Origin of the sequence: Nonomuraea roseola (assembly GCF_039535395.1) — a bacterium.
Lineage (GTDB): Bacteria > Actinomycetota > Actinomycetes > Streptosporangiales > Streptosporangiaceae > Nonomuraea > Nonomuraea roseola.
In genome coordinates this window covers 2,786,078-2,800,361 of sequence record NZ_BAAAXC010000015.1, presented here as the reverse complement: position 1 = coordinate 2,800,361, position 14,284 = coordinate 2,786,078, and the positions used below count along the sequence as shown (strand labels likewise).

Here is a 14,284-nt window from a genome sequence, read left to right as displayed (position 1 = left end):
CTCAGGGTCTCGCGCCGCCGCCGCGCAGGTACCCGACGATCATCTCGCCGACCATGCCGCGCTGCCTGTCGCGGTGCTCGGGCGCGGTCATGTCGCGGCCGAACAGCGCCCCGAACGTGTGCTGGTTGGCCACGCGGAAGAAACAGAACGCGCTGATCATCATGTGCACGTCGATGGCGTCGGCCTCGGTGACGAAGTCGCCGCTCGCGGTGCCCGCGTCGAGGATGCGCTCGATGAGGTCGAGCACCGGCGTGCCGAGGTTGGCCAGCGCCTCGGACTTGCGGATGTGCTCGGCCTGGTGGATGTTCTCGATGGCGACGAGCTTGATGAACTCGCGGTGCGCGTCGTGGTGGTCGAAGGTGAGCTCGGCCAGCGTGCGGATCGCCTCGACAGGCGCCAGGTGCTCCACGTCGACCGTGCGCTCGACCTCGCGCACCTCGGCGTAGGCCTTTTCCAGGACCGCGATGTAGAGCTGTTCCTTGCTGCCGAAGTAGTAGTAGATCATGCGCTTGGTCGTGCGCATGAGGGCGGCGATCTCGTCGACCCTCGCCCCCGCGTACCCGTGGCGCGCGAACTCGTGCTGGGCGACCTCGAGGATCTCCGCCCGCGTTCTGTCGGCGTCACGCTGACGCTCCCTGGTGGCGGGCTGCGAGGTCATTGGCCCATCTTAGGTGTTGTACGGCGAGCCGGACCGGGGCGTTGACCGCCCCGTATCCCCTGTAGCCACCGATGCGCTGGACGATCTCGAAGAAGACGCGTCCGACGGTGACGGTGTAGAGGTGCAGGAACTCGCCGTGCTCGTCGCGGTCGTGGAGGACCCCCAGCTCTCTCAGGGAGGGGTCGGCGTCGAGGTCGTCGTAGTAGTTGCAGGGGATCGGCAGCAGCAGCTCCGGATGCTCGGCGCGGAGCCTGCGAGCGGTGGCGAGAAGATCGCCGGTGGCCAGCGCGACGTGTTGCAGCGGCATGCTCTCCGCCCCGACCTGGGCGAGGTTGAGCACCACTCGGACCCTGCCGTCGGCGCTCGACATCGCCTTGCTGCGGAGCAGGCCGTAGGGGTCGGGCAGTTCCAGGCTCTCCTGCGGGCGGAGGCCGAGCACGGTGCGGTAGAAGAGCGTGGCCCCGTCGAAGTGGTGCCATGGCTGGGTGAGCGCCACGTGGTCGATGTGGGTGATGTCGCCAGTGGCAGGGAGGGAAGGGGCGAAGCCGTCCCGCCATGCCGCGTCGGGGAAGGAGTGCCTCGTGCCGTCGGGAGCTTCCATCGTCGGTGACAGCAGCGAAGCGGCGTGCTCGGTCGCCGCGGCCTGGTCGGGTGTCTCCAGGCCGACGGCGAGCAGCGAGGGGTCGGCCGCCGAGGTGTCGACCAGGAGGCGGGCCTCGCCCTGCTCCCACAGCTCGACCGGCTTGTCCGGGTGCGCGCCGGTCCTGGTGAAACCGAGCGCGGTCAGCACGCCGCCGACGGGCCCCGCGAGCTCGGCGAACGCGAAGCCGGTGGGCTCGGCGGGGTGGTCAGCGCCGCGCAGGGCCTGCTCCAGGGCGATGAGCGAGCGCATGCCGTCACGGGAGGTACGGCCGGCGTCGGCCTGCCGGAAATGGTCGTTGAACACCTCGAGCGACAGCGGACCCTCGTATCCGGCCTTCAGCACGTGGCCCACCAGGCCCGCCAGGTCGAAGGTGCCCTGGCCGGGGAAGCAGCGGTAATGGCGGCTCCACTGGAGCACGTCCATCGCCAGCAGCGGGGCGTCGGCGAGCTGAAGGAAGAAGATCTTCTCTCCGGGGATGGCCTCGATGCCGATGGGGTCGGAGCCGCGCGACAGGATGTGGAAGCTGTCGAGGCAGGTGCCGAGGTTGGGGTGGTCGGCCAGCCGTACGATCCGCCAGGCGTGCAGGTACTCGTTGACGTGCCGCCCCCATGCCAGCGCCTCGTAGGCGATCCTGATGCCGTGCTCGGCGGCCCTTTCGGCCAGGAGCCGAAGCTGGGAGGCGGCCAGCTCGTCGTCGTCGACCGCCTGGGGCGAGACGTTGGAGCAGACCAGCAGCGTGTCGGCGCCGAGCCGCTCCATCACGCGGAACTTGCGCTCGGCCCTGCGCAGGTCGGGCGACGGCATGGCCTCGAAGTCGCGGAAGGGCTGATAGAGCTCGATCGACAGGCCCAGGTCGGCGGCGCGCAGCCGTACCTCCTCCGGCGGGAGCGGGCAGGTCAGCAGGTCGTTCTCGAAGAGTTCCACACCGTCGAACCCGGCGGCGGCGATCGCGGCCAGCTTCTCCGTCAGCGTGCCGCTCACCGACACGGTGGCGATGGACTTGCGCATGGCTCCTCCTCAGGCGGCGACCAGATCGGTCAGGTGGGTGAGCATCCGCTCGGTGTCGGGAACGCGGCCGGTGAACAGGCGGAAGGCGTGCGCGGCCTGGAAGACGACCATGCCGCCGCCGTCCAGCGTTCTGCAGCCCAGGGCGCGGGCCTGCCGCAGCAGCTCGGTCTCCAGCGGCCGGTAGACGATGTCGGCGACCCACAGGCCCGGACGCAGCAGGGAGGCGGGCAGCGGCAGTCCAGGGTGGCGCGCCATGCCGGTCGGGGTGGCGTGCGCCAGGCCGTCCGCGCGGGCGAGCAGCTCGGGCAGGTCGGCCTGGACGGCGGGGCGCGCCCGCCCTGTGCCGAACCGGGTCTCCAGCTCGGCTGCCAGGGCCGTCGCCCTCGCCGGATCGGCGTCGACGACGGTGACCGTGTCGGCTCCCATGGTGAGCAGCGCGTGCGCCACGGCCGCCCCCGCGCCTCCCGCGCCGAGTTGGACGACCCGCCTGGTGGGCGCGTCGGGCAGGCCCCTGGCGAACGACTCGGCGAAGCCCGTCCAGTCGGTGTTGTGGCCGATGGCGCGCTCGCCGTCGAAGACCACCGTGTTGACGGCGCCCAGCATGCGGGCGTCCTCCGACAGCTCGTCCAGATGGGGGATGACGGCCTGCTTGCACGGATGGGTGATGTTGAGCCCGTCGTAACCGAAACGCCTGGCTGTGCGGACCAGCTCACCGACGTCCTGTCCGAGGACGTCGGTGTCGAGCAGTCGGTAGACGTAGCTCAGGCCGTGGTGCGCGGCCTCTCGCTCGTGCAGCGGCGGGCTGAGCGAGGGGCCGATGCCGGAGCCGATCAGCCCGGTCAGGTACGACGTCATGCAGTTAATGTACGGACTAGTACGTTACTTATCTAGAGCGTCTTGACATGTGACGCGCGTCACCTGCAGCATTGCGGCAGCGTTAATTAACTATCTAGTTCGTAAACACTGGTCGCGGGGGGACCGCCTCATCGAAGGAGCAACCGTGACCGACAGTTCACCAGGCGCCCAGCAGGGCACGCCGCGCAAGGCGGCCGTCGCCGCGTGGATCGGCAGCGCTCTGGAGTACTACGACTTCTTCATCTACGGCAGCGCAGCGGCCCTCATCTTCTCCAAGGTCTTCTTCGACGACTCCGACCCCGCGACCGCCACCCTGCAGTCGCTGGCCAGCTTCGGCGTCGCCTACGCCGCCAGGCCCGTGGGCGCCTTCTTCCTCGGCCACGTCGGCGACAGGTTCGGCCGCAAGAAGATCATGGTCTTCACGCTCGTCCTCATGGGTGTCTCGACGTTCCTCATCGGCTGCCTGCCCACGCGGGACCAGATCGGCGGCCTGGCGCCCGTGCTGCTGGTCCTCCTGCGGGTCCTGCAGGGACTGTCCGCCGCCGGTGAGCAGGCCAGCGCCAACTCCATGACGCTCGAACACGCACCGGCCGACCGCCGCGGCTACTTCACCAGCTTCACGCTGAACGGCACCCAGTTCGGCCAGATCCTCGCGACCTTCGTCTTCATCCCCGTGGCGGCCCTGCCCGAGGAGCAGTTGCTCAGCTGGGGATGGCGCGTGCCGTTCTGGCTCAGCGTCGCCGTCGCCGTCGCCGGCTGGATCATCCGCAGGAAGCTGGAGGAGACGCCGGCCTTCGAGCAGGAGGTCGCCAAGGGGACGGTCCCGAAGATGCCGCTGGCCGTGCTCTTCCGCGACCACTGGAGCAGCGTGCTGCGCGTGGTGGGCGCCGCCCTCATCGCCACCGTGAGCACGATCTTCACCGTGTGGGCGCTCAACTACGCCACGAGCGACGCGATCGGGCTCGACAGGGCCACGATGCTCTGGGTGGGCGTGGCCGCCAACGCGGTCGCCCTCGTCGCCATCCCGCTGTGGGCCAGGCTGTCGGACCGTATCGGCCGCAGGCCGGTCTTCCTCGTCGGCGCCGTCGGCAGTCCGATCATGATCTTCGCCTATCTCGCCGCGATCAACTCCAAGAACTACCCGCTGATCTTCCTCGTCGGGATCCTCACGCTCGGCGTCGTCTACAGCGCCTCCAACGGCATCTGGCCCTCCCTCTACGGCGAGATGTTCAGCACCAGGGTCAGGCTCTCCGGCATGGCGATCGGCACGCAGATCGGCTTCGCGATCGCCGGCTTCGCCGTCGCCTCCGCGGCGGGCATCGTCTCGCCTGAGGGCTGGCTCGGCCTGCAGGGCTGGACCGGCGTCGGGGTCTTCACCGCGATCCTCTGCGCCATCAGCGTGATCGCCGTGGCCACGGCGCGCGAGACCTACAGGGTCCCGACGGAGGAGCTCGGCCTGGCCGGGGGATCGGCCGCGCCTTCGCCCTCCCGCTGATCTCGAGCGGGCAAGGCGCGCAGGGCCCGTGCGCCCGCCCAACGCTTCGCCGGCTGCCGTCCTACGGGAGCGCAGGGAGTCTCAGCACCAGGCGGGCGCCGTGTTCGCTGTCGGCCACGATGAGCGATCCGCCGTACGAGCGGGCGATCTCCCGGGCGATCGGCAGGCCGAGCCCGGTGCCGCCGGTGTCGAGGCGGCGTGCGCTGTCGAGCCTGGCGAACCTGTCGAAGACCCGCTCCCTGGCCTCGGCGGGGATGCCCTCCCCGTCGTCGTGGACCTCCAGCACCGCCTGCCTCTGGGAGTGGTCCGTCCAGACGCTCACCTCGATCAAGGAGTGCGCGTGCCGCTCGGCGTTGGCCAGCAGGTTGCCGAGCACCCGCGCCAGGCGGAGCCTGTTGGCCTCCACGACCGTCCCCGCCGCCAGGCGGGTGACGATGGGCACGCGCCGGCGGTGCAGCTCCACCTCGGAGACGACCAGCTCGGCCAGGTCCAGGCGTTCGGCGGGTTGGAGGGCGCCCGCGTCGAGGCGGGCCAGCTCGAGCAGGTCGGCCACGATGTCGCTCAGCCGCTGGGTGTCGCGCAGCGCCGCCCGCACCGTGGACTTCCAGTCGGAGTCCTGGGGATCGTCGAGCGCGACCTCCAGCCGCGTCAGCAGTCCCGTGATGGGGTTGCGCAGGTCGTGGGAGGCGTCGGAGACGAATCGCCGCTGCTGCTCGGTGGCCTGCTCGAGATGCCCGAGCGTGTGGTTGACGGTCTCCGCGAGCCGCTGGATCTCGCCCGAGGCCTCGGGGACGGGCACCCGCCTGTGGAGCGCGGCCGTGCCGCTGATCTCGGCCATCTCCCTCGTGATGGCCTCCACGGGTCGCAGCGCGGTGCCGATCGTCGTCCACGTGGCCAGGCCGATCAGCGTCAGCAGGACGATCGCCATGACGGCGAGCAGGACGTTCACCTGCCATCCGCTGACGCCCGAGGGGAAGGGCACGGCGCCGTAGACCAGGACGGGCGTGCCGTACGCGGTCTGGCCCACCGCGATGCCGACGACGCGCACGCAGGTGGGGAGGGAGGAGGGGCACTCGGTGGTGTCGACCCTGCTGTCCGCTTCGAGAGGGCGGGCGCGGGAGATCGGCGGCAGGCCGCGCAGCGGGGGCGTGGCGCCGAGCACCCTGCCGTCGTCCGAGACGACCTGGAGCATGTTGGTCTCGCCCGGCAGCACCGGGATGGGATCGTTCACCGGCGTCACGGTGATCTGGAAGGCGACGTGCAGCGCCGCGTGGGCCGCCCTGGCGGAGGCGACGTCCTCCGTGGACAGCTGGAGGAGCGTCCTGACCAGGATCGCGCACACCAGGAGCACGGCGGCGGCGGCGCCCAGGGCGACGAGCGTGGCTCTGCCGCGCACCGAGCGGAAGAGCCGCGCGTGGAGGCGGCGGAAGGATGCTCCCTGGCCTCTCATCGGCCCTCCGGACCCCGCTGGTGACGGGCCTGCTGTGCTGCCCTCTGACGTGTCAGTCGTTCAGCGCCGCCGCCTCCCGGCCGTGCACGATGATCGCGTAGAGGACGAACACGTCCAGGGCGATGACGATGAGCGACCACCACGGGTTGACGTTGATCCATGCCATCTGGGTCAGCGCGTTGAGCATCACCAGGACCGCGGCGACCACCCTCGCCCAGGTCTGGCCCACCGACAGCGCGACGCCCGTGATCACCGCCAGGATGCCGAGGATCAGGTGGATCCATCCCCAGCCGGTGATGTCGAAGGCCAGCAGCCGACCGGCGGCGGTGACGTAGAGGTCGTCGCCGACGATTGCCAGCGACCCGGTCAGGATGTTGAACAGGCCGACCATGATCATCATCATGCCGGCGAACCAGACCCATCCGACCCAGCCGGTGACCCGTGCGTTGTATGCCATACCGTGCCTGTGCCCAGCGGATATGTGGTGATCACGCGGCTATGGGATACCTTGACCCGCTCGTGGAGTCGCCGCGACCCGAGGCCCGCGACGTGGGCGAGCGCGATGCCGGTCATGCCTCACGGCGACGTCTCCTCGATGAGCATCTGGGGCCTGCCCGTGACGAGCAGCCATGAGGGCAGCAGGGCCAGGCACAGCACGGGCCGCAGGTCGATGTCGGTGACGACGGTCGCGGCCATGAAGAGGCTGAGCCAGCCCCGCTGGGCTCACGGCGAGGGATATGCCGAGCACACCGCAGGTGATCGCCAGTGCGACCGGGACGCAGGGGACGAGGGCATGGGCGGCCAGGCCGAGCGCGACTCCCGCGAACACCGCAGGGAAGATCCTGCCGCCGACGAACGCCGTGCTGGCGGCGACCGGCAGCGCCGCCAGCTTCACCACGACGATGAGGGCGAGGGCCGCGGCGGTGTACGCGGCGGCGTTCGCGGTCAGCTCCTTCATCTCGTGCAGGCCCTTGAAGAGGTTGATCAGGCCGCCGATGACGCCGAGCAGGCCGAGCACGACCCCGCCGACCGTGTAGCGCACGAGCGGGTGCCTGATCCGGTGGAACAGACGGTGGACATGGGGGAAGGCGTAGACGACCGCCAGCCCGAGCAGCGTCCCGACCGCCGCGATGACCACGGCGCTGACCAGGTCGAGCGGGCCCATGGCGTAGTCGGGCACCTCGACCGACAGGACCGGGGACGCGACCAGCACGGTGGTGATCGCGCCGGCGCCCGCGGCGATCAGCGGGGCGAACAGGCGGTCCCACAACGGCGCGTCCTTCGGTCCCGTCGCCGTCTCCGACAGGATCAGCTCGCTGATCGCTGAGTGACGAGGAAAAGGTCCCCAGGGCGGCGACCGCCACGGTCGGCACACCCAAAAAGCACCGCGAATTGACCCTGCGGAGCTTTGGGGTAAATTACCGGGTCACTGATCATCCATGAGCCGTCAGGGCTGGAGGTCGAGGTCGTGAACGCGGACAGACCCGCGTGGGAACAGGCCAGCGCGGAGAGAGTCGTCGCGCCTGTCCAGCCCCGCAAACTGGCGAAAGTGCCCTTCGTCGAACTGGCGGACGGGCGGCTGCAGGGTGTCGTGTCGAGCGGTTCCGACATCGAGCGGGTGTACGTCTCCTCGATCACCGCGGGGACGCTCACCATCAACTGCAGCACGAACAACAACCGCCCGTGCGGCGGTCTGAGGGGATCGGCGTGCAAGCACCTGCACGCCCTGCGCGACGAGGCGGTGCTGCAGTACGGCGTCGACAGGGTCGCGCGCTACCTCAGGGCCGAGGAGGGCGCCCTCCTCAGCGGTCAGCCCGAAGCGGCGCCCGCGGCCATGGTGTTCAGCCGCTTCCTGCGGCACCTGGCCTACCTGGAGCTGCCTGAGTCCACCGTGCCCATCCCCGAGATGCATTGGTTCCGTTGATGCGAATGGACGCTCCCTCGGAGGGAGTCGAAGAGGCCCTCGAGGTCGTGGCAGGGTTCGACGAGGCGCTGACGCATGGCTTCGCGAGGCTCGCGGGAGACCAGCTGAGAGACCTGGCGGGCGCGCTGGCGAGCACACCGCTCGGGCAGCGGGCAGCCGAGGCCGCGGAGAAGATCGCCGCGGGGTCGGTCGCGGAGGAACACCTGACGGTGCTGGCCGGTGGGCGTGCCGCGCTGCTCGGCGCGGTGCACGACGCGCTGCTGTCCCAGCTCGACACGGCCATGGGCAGGCGGAGAGCGGAGTACGTCGCGGGCGAGGGCCTCTCGGCCGCGGGCGCGGGCTGCCGGTCGTGGCTGGCCGAACTGGCCATCACGGGGTGGAAGGGCGTCGACCACGACCTGGTCTCCGCCTCGGCGCAGCCGATCGAGGCGCTGCTCGCCGACCCGGGCATGCGCAGGCTGGCCGTCCTGCTCGACGGGCTGGCCGCCGAGCTGAGCGCGTCGTGTCCCGTCGCGACGATGGAGCGGCTGCCCAGGCGCAGGTGGGCGGACTTGTGGACAAGGGCGCTGCTGCTGTCGCAGGGCGGCTGGCCCGAGCCCGCCGTCGAAGAGGTGTCGGGGACGCTGCTGATCCTCGGCGTGGACGTGCAGGAGCACGGCACCGCCGTACAGGTGCAGGTGCACGGGGTGCTGGACGAGCGGCTGGTGCGCACCAGCGTGACCGTCGCGAAGGTCGACACCATCGTCGGGCTGGCCGTGTGGCCGCTGCTGAGCGGATATCCGAACCTGGTCAGGGCGCTGGCCGAGCAGCGGGCCGTCGAGGTCAGGGACCTGCCGCTGCTGGGCGGAGGCGACCTGGTCTGGCACGAGGACCGCGTCACGCTCAAGGACCCCGTCGACCCGTTCGTGACGGCGAGGGTGGCGCTCGCAGGAGCCGTGGCGCCGGCCGTGCCCCCGCTGGAGCGCCACCCCGTGCGCATCGCCGAGCCCGTGCTGGTCGAAGGCGATCTGAGCGGCTACACCTTCGACAGGCTGACCCCCTCGGGCCCGATCACCGAGGACGTGCTCAAGGGCGCCTCCGCGTGCGTCGGGCTGATGAGGTGGGACGGCGGGCAGTGGACACTGCAGCCGCTCGCCGTGCAGAAGGGCAAGAAGAAGCCGCACAACGCCGAGCTGGCGCTCAGCCCCAAGGCGGCCAAGGCGGGCGAAGCGGTGACGGTGCTCAAGGAGCGAGCAGGGCGGTTGCTGCGCAAATGAGCGACGAGAACCGGCGGCAGGTCCTCTACTGGCGCCTCATGGCGCGGCTGTTCGAGCCCGACGAGCAGCCCGCACTCGAGGCGGCCAGCGTGGCCATCGTGGAGGACATCGGCCTCCCCGCGGCGCTGCTCGACCCTTCGGTGTCGATGGACAACCTGCTGCAGCGCTTCCCCGAGATCGACCTGGAGGACCCCGACCCCGTTCGCAGGGCCGCCGTGGTCTCCAAGCTCCTGCTCAACGTCTTCAACACAGGGTCGGGCACGGTCACCGCCACCCAGCTGGCCACCTGGAAACGCGACGCCGCCTGTTTCCAGCAGGTGATGGGCGAGGGCCACGGCCTCAAGGAGATCGAGGCCGACCTGGTCAAGCGCATGCACCTGCGCGAGGTCCTGGCCGATCCGCAGCTGGCGGGCCAGCTCACTCCCAGCATGTCGCTCATCGAGCAGCTGCTGCGCGACAAGGCCAACCTGTCGGGCATCGCGCTGGCCAACGCCAAGGCGCTGATCCGCAGGTTCGTCGACGAGGTCGCCCAGGTACTGCGCACCCAGGTCGAGAAGACCAGCTCGGGCGTGATCGACAGGTCGGTGCCGCCCAAGCGCGTCTACCGCAACCTCGACCTCGAGCGGACGATCTGGAAGAACCTCACCAACTGGAGCCCCGAGGACGAGCGGCTCTACGTGGACAAGCTCTTCTACCGGCAGACCGCGAAGAGAACCACGCCCGCCAAGCTGATCGTGGTCGTCGACCAGTCGGGTTCGATGGTCGACGCGATGGTCAACTGCACGATCCTCGCCTCTATCTTCGCCGGCCTGCCGAAGGTCGACGTGCACCTGGTCGCCTACGACACCAGGGCGCTCGACCTCACCCCCTGGGTGCACGACCCGTTCGAGGTGCTGCTGCGCACGACACTCGGCGGCGGCACCAACGGCACCGTCGCGATGGCCCTGGCCAGGCCCAAGATCACCGATCCGCGGAACACCGTCATGGTGTGGATCTCGGACTTCTACGACAACCGCTCGCTGATCACCGACTTCGAGTCGCTGCATCGCTCGGGCGTGAGGTTCATCCCGGTCGGCTCGGTGAACAGCTCGGGTAACGCGAGCGTGGACCCATGGTTCAGGCAGCGGCTCAAGGACCTGGGCACGCCCGTGATCTCGGGCCACATCCGCAAACTCGTTCTCGAGCTCAAGAGCTTCCTCGCCTAGGAGACCCCTGTGCTGCGCGCCCCCGCTGAATCCAAGTACGCCGAAGAGCTCGACTACCTGGAGTCGATCGACCAAGGACACAAGCCGTTCTCGTGGCGGCTCAGCCCCCGCATGGTGCGGATCTTCGTGCTGGGCTCCGAGCGCTCGGACGGCCTCGACCGCGAGATCCCGCAGAAGTGGTTCGGTGACCGCAGCTTCGTCGAGCGCAGCATCGTCACGCTCGCCTCCGACCGCGGCCTGCTGCTCATCGGCGACCCCGGCACCGGCAAGAGCTGGCTGGCCGAGCTGCTCGCCGCCGCGATCTGCCGCAACTCGACCATGGTCGTGCAGGGTACGGCCGGCACCACCGAGGACCACATCAAGTACTCGTGGAACGTCTCGATGGTCATCGCCAAGGGCCAGTCGCGCGAGTCGATGATCCCCTCGCCGATCATGACGGCGATGGAGAAGGGCGTGATCGGCCGCTTCGAGGAGCTGACCAGGTCCACCAGCGACGTGCAGGACGCGCTGATCTCCATCCTCTCGGAGAAGTACGTCTCCATCCCCGAACTGGGAGAGGGCGAGGACAACATCGTCTTCGCGCAGCCCGGCTTCTCCATCATCGCCACCGCCAACAGCCGTGACAGGGGCGTCAACGACCTGTCCTCGGCGCTGAAGCGGCGCTTCAACTTCGTCCGCATCCCGGTGGTGACCAACAAGAAGAGCGAGGCGGAGATCGTCCGCTTCCGCACCACCGAGCTGCTGCGCAGGCACCAGATCGACCTGGACGTGCCGCCCACGCTGCTCGACATCCTGCTGCAGAGCTTCGCCGACCTGCGCGCCGGCGCCGCCTCGGCCACCAGCGACGACCAGAAGCTGGAGTCCGCGCTGTCCACGGCCGAGCAGATCGGCGTGCTGGAGGACGCGATCCTGCACAGCCAGTTCTTCGGCGACAGCACGCTGCGGGCGGCGACGCTGGCGAGCTCGCTGGTCGGCTCGCTGGCCAGGCGCACTCCTGAGGACCTGGCGATCCTCAACAAGTACTGGCACGGTGTCGTCGAGCCGCGCAGCAAGAAGGACGGCGGCGAGTGGCCCGAGTTCCTCGAAGGCGGCCGTCAGGCGATCGCCACGCTCTCATGAGCCCTTTCGACCCGCTGCGCGAGCAGCTCGCAGGCGCGGCCGCGGCCTTCGGCACCGGCCTGGTCGACGACGTCGAGCAGGCGCTGAAGGCCGAGCTGGAGATCTTCCCCGTCTGCCACCACTCGCCCGCCTCCGCGCTGGCGATGGCGCGCAGGCTGAGGGAGAAGCAGCCCAAGGTCATCTACCTGGAGCTGTGCGAGGACCTGCGGCCCGTCCTCGACGAGCTGCGCAACTGCCGCCTTCCCGTGGCGCTGCAGGCCTTCGCCACCGACATCGAGGGCTTCCCTCCCGAGTGGGCGCCGCTGAGCGTGATCGCGCCGATCACCGAGTCGTCGGCGGAGTACCAGGCCATCGCCTACGCCCTCGACACACCTGGCGTCGAGATCGTGCTCGTGGACCGCTCGGTCGACCACGTCTTCCAGTGGGAGCCGCGCGAGCGGGGCGAGGCCGTGGGCGTCGAGATCGGCGACCTGCGCCCGCGCTTCGCCGAGCTGGAGGAGCACCTGCTCCACCACGGCAAGGTGCGCCACTGGTCGGAGTGGTGGGACCAGTACGTCGAGCAGCCCCTCGTCGGCGCCGACTATGACACCTACCGGCAGGTCATGGTGCTGATCGGCAGCCTGTTCAGGCGGCTGAGGCCCCAGGGCAACGAGATGGACGAGGACCGCGAGCGCTACATGTGGACGCGGATGCGCGAGCACCTCGCCGCCACCGGCGCGGACCCCGACACCTGCCTCTACGTCTGCGGCGCCTTCCACGCCGCCAGCCCCGTGATGGGCGAGCACCTCGACATCACCCCGCGTACGGCGACCCGCTGGCTCTACGGCCTCATCCCCTCCAGCCACTCGGCGATCGAGGAGCAGTTCGGCCTGGCGCCGGGCTCGGTCTCGATCGCCTCGGCGACCTGGAGTAAGGCGGTCAAGCGCAGCGGCGTCACGCCGTACCAGCTGGGGAGCAAGAGCAAGGCCCGCGCCCTGCCGCCGCCCGCGCCCTTGGAGCGGGACGACAGGCTGTCGGGCTTCCTGACCCAGCCTCCCGCCCTCGACGGCTTCGACGAGGCCGAGCTGCTTGGCTGGTGCGTCGACATCGTCAGGCTGGCCAGGCGCAACGGCTACCTGGCCAGCACGGCCGACGCCATCGCGATCTACGAGACCTCCATCCTGCTGGCGGGCATGCGCAACAGGAAGCGGCCCACGCCCTACGACTTCCAGGACGCCGCGGTCACCTGCATCGAGAAGGACGTCGTGCCCGGCAGGCGCGACGTGCGCCGCCTGTGCGAGATCATGCTGGGCGGCGACAGGATCGGCCAGGTCGGCTACGACTCGCTGCCGCCGCTGGCCCGCGACGTGCTCGACCGCCTGGAGCCGCTCGGGCTCGACCTGCAGAAGCGCACCCTGTCCAGGGCGCTGATGAACCTCGACCTCAACCCGGAGCTGGCGCCCTGCTCCGACCTGCTGTGGATGCTGCGCTACCTGCTGCCCGAAGGGGCGGTGAAGCCCATCATGGGCTCGCGCAGGCTGGGGGAGCGGTCGATCCAGGAGAGCTGGGACCTCTGGCTCGGCAAGCACCAGCGCGAGCTGATCGAGCTCGGCTACGAGGGCGTGACCATCGAGCAGGTCATGGAGCAGCGGCTGCGCCGCGCCGCGTGGGACCCGAAGGCCACGGCCGCCGTGGTGCTGGGCGCGGTGGAGGACTCCATCCTGTTCCTCGGCAGCCGCAGGTTCACCGACGAGCTCGGGGCACGGGCGGTGGAGCTGCTCTCGGCCGAGCGGACCGTGGACGACGCGCCCGAGGTGCTGCGCAGGATCAGGCGGCTGCTGGCGCACTACCGGTCGTCAGGCGGCGCGCTGCCCGGCTGGTGCGAGGCGTTCGTCACGGCGGGCTACGCGCACTACTGCACGCTGCTGCCGAGCGCCTTCGTCGACGAGGACACCGGCGTCCGCCAGGTCGGCGCGATGCTCGGGTTCCTGTTCTCCATGGAGAGCCTGGCGATCTCGCTCGGCTGCGACAGGGCCCAGCTCGAGCTCGCGGTACGGCAGTCGCACCCCGAGGCGCCCGCCAAGGTGGCGCTGGTGTGGGCGGCGCAGTTCCAGCTGGGGCTGCTGACCATGGCGGACCTGCGGTCGCGCTGCGACGACCTGCTGAACAACCCGCTCGTCGTGCCCTCGGTGCCGCTGTACATCACCGGGTTCGTCCAGGCGCTCGAGCCTGCCCCCGTGCTGACGCCTTTCGTGGTGGAGGTGCTGTCGGGCGCCTTCGGCAGGCTGCCCGACGACGTGCTGCTGCCGTGGCTGCCGAATCTGATCACGACGCTCCGCAAGGAGGCACCCGAGCTGGTGCCCGTGCTGGTGCGGGAGGCGGGCCTGACCTACCCCGCGAGCCTTGCCGCCGTCGACGCGTGGGTGCCGCCGTGGTCGGCGCAGTCCGCGAAGGGCACCAGGGGCCGGGCTCCCGTGGTGGCGGGGCCCGTCACCGGCCTGCTCGCGGCCCACCCCGCGCCGACCGACGCCGTCGCCGCGCTGCTCGGCTGCTCGGGCGAGTGGCAGTCCGGTGACACCGAGAGCGGCGGCCCCGGGCACGCCGAGGTCGCCGCCCTGCTGAAGGCGCATCCCGAAACAGCCGGCGCCGTCGCGGCCCTGATCTAGGGGAAGGCGCCGAGCAGCTCGCCGCT

At 70.2% G+C, this 14,284-nt stretch carries 12 protein-coding genes; 6 read left to right on the top strand and 6 right to left on the bottom strand.

The window, feature by feature from the left end; all coding sequences use genetic code 11:
• Window position 1: 1 nt before the first annotated feature.
• The 3 genes from ABFX55_RS36540 to ABFX55_RS36530 are packed head-to-tail and all read right to left on the bottom strand — an operon-like array spanning window position 2 to window position 3,164.
• The gene (locus ABFX55_RS36540; RefSeq protein WP_346127486.1) at window positions 2–658 is read right to left on the bottom strand and encodes a TetR family transcriptional regulator; all 657 of its coding nucleotides are present in this window, start codon (window positions 656–658) and stop codon (window positions 2–4) included.
• Window positions 621–2,309, bottom strand: coding sequence for a sugar phosphate isomerase/epimerase and 4-hydroxyphenylpyruvate domain-containing protein (locus tag ABFX55_RS36535; RefSeq protein WP_346127484.1), 1,689 nt, complete (start codon window positions 2,307–2,309; stop codon window positions 621–623). The genes ABFX55_RS36540 and ABFX55_RS36535 overlap by 38 nt, the downstream gene beginning before the upstream one ends.
• A gap of 9 nt (window positions 2,310–2,318) precedes the next feature.
• The gene (locus ABFX55_RS36530) at window positions 2,319–3,164 is read right to left on the bottom strand and encodes a shikimate dehydrogenase (RefSeq protein ID WP_346127482.1); all 846 of its coding nucleotides are present in this window, start codon (window positions 3,162–3,164) and stop codon (window positions 2,319–2,321) included.
• 145 nt (window positions 3,165–3,309) lie between these two features.
• Between ABFX55_RS36530 and ABFX55_RS36525 the strand changes: the two genes are divergently transcribed.
• Window positions 3,310–4,659 carry an MFS transporter gene (locus ABFX55_RS36525; RefSeq protein WP_346127480.1) on the top strand — a complete coding sequence of 450 codons (1,350 nt, stop codon included), beginning with the start codon at window positions 3,310–3,312 and terminating at the stop codon, window positions 4,657–4,659.
• Window positions 4,660–4,720: 61 nt separating this feature from the next.
• Here the strand turns inward: ABFX55_RS36525 and ABFX55_RS36520 are convergent, their stop codons facing one another.
• Genes ABFX55_RS36520 through ABFX55_RS36510 form a run of 3 tightly spaced genes read right to left on the bottom strand, consistent with a single transcriptional unit; the run spans window position 4,721 to window position 7,379 of the window.
• A complete protein-coding gene (locus tag ABFX55_RS36520; protein ID WP_346127478.1) occupies window positions 4,721–6,109 on the bottom strand; it encodes a sensor histidine kinase in 1,389 nt (462 codons plus the stop codon).
• Window positions 6,110–6,161: 52 nt separating this feature from the next.
• Window positions 6,162–6,566, bottom strand: a complete 405-nt coding sequence (locus tag ABFX55_RS36515; RefSeq protein WP_346127476.1) for a DUF7144 family membrane protein — start codon at window positions 6,564–6,566, stop codon at window positions 6,162–6,164.
• A gap of 39 nt (window positions 6,567–6,605) precedes the next feature.
• Window positions 6,606–7,379: a chloride channel protein gene (locus tag ABFX55_RS36510; protein WP_346127474.1), complete on the bottom strand. Its 774-nt coding sequence runs from the start codon at window positions 7,377–7,379 to the stop codon at window positions 6,606–6,608.
• Between the two features lie 198 nt (window positions 7,380–7,577).
• Here ABFX55_RS36510 and ABFX55_RS36505 point away from each other — a divergent pair, with 198 nt between their 5' ends.
• The 5 genes from ABFX55_RS36505 to ABFX55_RS36485 are packed head-to-tail and all read left to right on the top strand — an operon-like array spanning window position 7,578 to window position 14,258.
• On the top strand, window positions 7,578–8,033 hold the full coding sequence (locus ABFX55_RS36505) for a hypothetical protein (protein ID WP_183653099.1): 456 nt from the start codon (window positions 7,578–7,580) through the stop codon (window positions 8,031–8,033).
• Between the two features lie 5 nt (window positions 8,034–8,038).
• On the top strand, window positions 8,039–9,289 hold the full coding sequence (locus ABFX55_RS36500; RefSeq protein WP_346127472.1) for a hypothetical protein: 1,251 nt from the start codon (window positions 8,039–8,041) through the stop codon (window positions 9,287–9,289).
• The gene (locus ABFX55_RS36495; RefSeq protein WP_346127470.1) at window positions 9,286–10,494 is read left to right on the top strand and encodes a VWA domain-containing protein; all 1,209 of its coding nucleotides are present in this window, start codon (window positions 9,286–9,288) and stop codon (window positions 10,492–10,494) included. Before ABFX55_RS36500 ends, ABFX55_RS36495 begins: the two co-directional genes overlap by 4 nt.
• Before the next feature lie 9 nt (window positions 10,495–10,503).
• Window positions 10,504–11,613 (top strand): ATP-binding protein, encoded by a 1,110-nt coding sequence (locus tag ABFX55_RS36490; protein WP_183653089.1) that lies wholly within the window; start codon window positions 10,504–10,506, stop codon window positions 11,611–11,613.
• Window positions 11,610–14,258, top strand: a complete 2,649-nt coding sequence (locus ABFX55_RS36485) for a DUF5682 family protein (RefSeq protein WP_346127468.1) — start codon at window positions 11,610–11,612, stop codon at window positions 14,256–14,258. Before ABFX55_RS36490 ends, ABFX55_RS36485 begins: the two co-directional genes overlap by 4 nt.
• Window positions 14,259–14,284 lie beyond the last annotated feature (26 nt).

Coding starts and splice junctions, on each gene's coding strand:
- ABFX55_RS36535 (WP_346127484.1), bottom strand. CDS start 2,309: ATGCGCAAGTCCATCGCCACCGTGTCGGTGAGCGGCACGCTGACGGAG.
- ABFX55_RS36495 (WP_346127470.1), top strand. CDS start 9,286: ATGAGCGACGAGAACCGGCGGCAGGTCCTCTACTGGCGCCTCATGGCG.
- ABFX55_RS36540 (WP_346127486.1), bottom strand. CDS start 658: ATGACCTCGCAGCCCGCCACCAGGGAGCGTCAGCGTGACGCCGACAGA.
- ABFX55_RS36515 (WP_346127476.1), bottom strand. CDS start 6,566: ATGGCATACAACGCACGGGTCACCGGCTGGGTCGGATGGGTCTGGTTC.
- ABFX55_RS36500 (WP_346127472.1), top strand. CDS start 8,039: ATGGACGCTCCCTCGGAGGGAGTCGAAGAGGCCCTCGAGGTCGTGGCA.
- ABFX55_RS36485 (WP_346127468.1), top strand. CDS start 11,610: ATGAGCCCTTTCGACCCGCTGCGCGAGCAGCTCGCAGGCGCGGCCGCG.
- ABFX55_RS36530 (WP_346127482.1), bottom strand. CDS start 3,164: ATGACGTCGTACCTGACCGGGCTGATCGGCTCCGGCATCGGCCCCTCG.
- ABFX55_RS36520 (WP_346127478.1), bottom strand. CDS start 6,109: ATGAGAGGCCAGGGAGCATCCTTCCGCCGCCTCCACGCGCGGCTCTTC.